Annotated in this window: 3 protein-coding genes; all 3 read right to left on the reverse strand. The window is 55.4% G+C overall.

The window, feature by feature from the left end:
* Positions 1-68: 68 nt before the first annotated feature.
* Positions 69-248 carry a phage portal protein gene (locus H586_RS20830; protein ID WP_162147974.1) on the reverse strand — a complete coding sequence of 60 codons (180 nt, stop codon included), beginning with the start codon at positions 246-248 and terminating at the stop codon, positions 69-71.
* Positions 249-412: 164 nt separating this feature from the next.
* Complete coding sequence (locus H586_RS0111845; protein WP_234702963.1) at positions 413-2,059, reverse strand: terminase large subunit; 1,647 nt, start codon at positions 2,057-2,059, stop codon at positions 413-415.
* A gap of 41 nt (positions 2,060-2,100) precedes the next feature.
* Positions 2,101-2,271: a P27 family phage terminase small subunit gene (locus H586_RS21225; RefSeq protein WP_081701844.1), complete on the reverse strand. Its 171-nt coding sequence runs from the start codon at positions 2,269-2,271 to the stop codon at positions 2,101-2,103.

Genomic DNA, 2,271 nt, shown 5'->3' on the forward strand with positions numbered 1-2,271 from the left:
TCGCCCATACAACACGGTCAAGCACCTGCCCGTCGTTGCTTTTATTGGTGGTGCGGCGCACACGCACTTCATACCGGCCTGCAGGTATTGCAATACTCGTTGGGGGTGATGCGCAGCAGCCCCGCCAAAGGGTGCGAAGAAGCATTGCGGCGCTGTTCATCAGGCCCGCGCCAGTACACACGGCAAGGCGCACTGGCCACTGCTCCGGCAATCAGCCGTACACAGGCAAACACGGCAGAAATGCTCATGGCCGTGTGCCGCACTCCTCCCGATACCCCGCCATACACAAAATCATTCCACGAAGAGCCACCCGCTACCGGAAAAGCCCGGGCTTCATTCCGCAAGGTTTCAACCTGAGCCTGCAATTGCTCAACCTGCCTGCTGAGCTGCCTTTTCTTGCCAAACCAGAACATCACAGCACCACAAACCCTTGTGTGACGGTGTTATCTTCCGGCTTACCGGCCATGGCACGAGCCATGGCCACAATGGCTGCAACAGGTCCGTCTATTTTGTTCCTCTGGGCTTCCTTACGCGGATAAATATTGTCTTTGGCATCTTCCTTCGCCACCACATTGCCCATCATCCACGTCATCACGGGACAACCGCTGTGCCGGAACTGCCCGGCAAGCACCTTGGCCTTCAGCTCCTTCATTGGCTCAGACATGTTGGCCACGGTCTGCGGAAACTCGACCATGTTCATGCCCGCCTTCATCATGCGGGTGGTGAACTGTGTGGCGTTGTACGGGTCGTATGCCACCTCACAAATGTCAAAAATGCGGGCAGCATCAAGCAGGACTTCTTCAATCTCATCATAATCGATGATTGCGCCGTCCGTTACATGCAGGTGCTCCTGCATTTCCCATGTCTGATAATGCTCATTGAAATACAGATCGACTGTTTCCCGCGGCAGAAACCAGTCCCCGAAAACGGTGTATCGGGTGTCTTCACCTTCAGGCGGAAACAGAAAGACAAGACCGGCAATGTCTGTCTTGCTGGCAAGGTCAATACCCACAAAACATGTACGGCCTTTGAACTGTTCCCGGCTCAAGGCAGGGTCAGCGCATGCCTTCCATGCTTCCATGTCCATCCAAGCGGCCTTTGCCTGACACCATAAATTCAGATGCTTTGTTTTCAGCGCTCCCTGCTTGGAAAGATCCTGCATGGCATCACGGTGCATCGCCCGTAAAAATTCAGGATAAACAGAAACTCCATAGTTGGGATTGGCCTTGATCCAGCTGGAAAAACTCGTCCAGTCGTCACCCTCGTCTATGGTGTAGATAATGGCGAACATCTCATCATTGCTGATTGTGCCCTGCAGCACCTCGACAGCACGCTGCCGGTACACATAGCAGGGACCGCCGATGTTGAAACCCGCCGTGGTAATCGTCCACTGCACAGGCTGGCGGCGTGCCCCCATACCCGTTTTCATGGTGTCAAACTGGTCAGATGTGGCGTGCTCGTGGTATTCGTCATGCATCGCCCCGTGCGGGCTTGCACCGTCACCGGGCTTGCTGATGACCGGCTCTATACGGCTGCCGTCAGACAGGCGCGAAACGCTGGCAGCCATGACGGTCAGCCCCAGCGTGCTTTTCAAACCCGGCGAACGCTCCGCCATCATCTTTACCGGACGGAAAACCGCGTTGGCCTGATCTTTAGAGGTAGCACCGCAGTATACTTCCGCTTCTGCCTCACCGTCAGCAAAGGCCAGATACAACGAGACACCGCCGGTAATGATGGACTTGCCATTTTTACGGGGCACTTCCTGATACACTTCACGGAAACGGCGCAGACCGTCTTTTTTACGCAGCCAGCCGAAAACGACGGTCAGAATGAAGCATTGCCATGGCTCCAGATCAATCCTGCGGCCTGACCATTCCCCCTTGGTATGCACAAGATGGCTGATGAAAAAACAAACCCGCTCGCCAGCGGCCTTGTCAAACCGGTACGGGTAACTTCTGTCTCTGGATTTCTCCAGATCATCAAGGTGCCGCCGGCAGGCAAGCTGCACATACCGGCACACGGCAATACGCCCCGCAACAACATCACGGGCGTACTTCATGCCCCGGTTAACATGTGGAAATCGTTCGGTACGCGCAGCCATCAGCGCCCACCCCCGACAAAAGCGGCAAAGGGATTGTTACTCTCGCTATTGTTCAAGGCTGTAACCTTGGAAACAGCAGCAGGAGAAAGCCCGAACTCGGCAAGCAGGCTTTGAGCATGGCGCATGGCCTCGGAACGCTGGTTCACTGCAGGATGACTTTTCTTCAGCAA

Origin of the sequence: Oleidesulfovibrio alaskensis DSM 16109, assembly GCF_000482745.1 — a bacterium.
Lineage (GTDB): Bacteria > Desulfobacterota > Desulfovibrionia > Desulfovibrionales > Desulfovibrionaceae > Oleidesulfovibrio > Oleidesulfovibrio alaskensis.

Excerpts from the sequence above, each read along its gene's own strand:
- H586_RS0111845 (WP_234702963.1), bottom strand. The coding sequence starts at position 2,059 with ATGAAGTACGCCCGTGATGTTGTTGCGGGGCGTATTGCCGTGTGCCGG.
- H586_RS20830 (WP_162147974.1), bottom strand. The coding sequence starts at position 248 with ATGAGCATTTCTGCCGTGTTTGCCTGTGTACGGCTGATTGCCGGAGCA.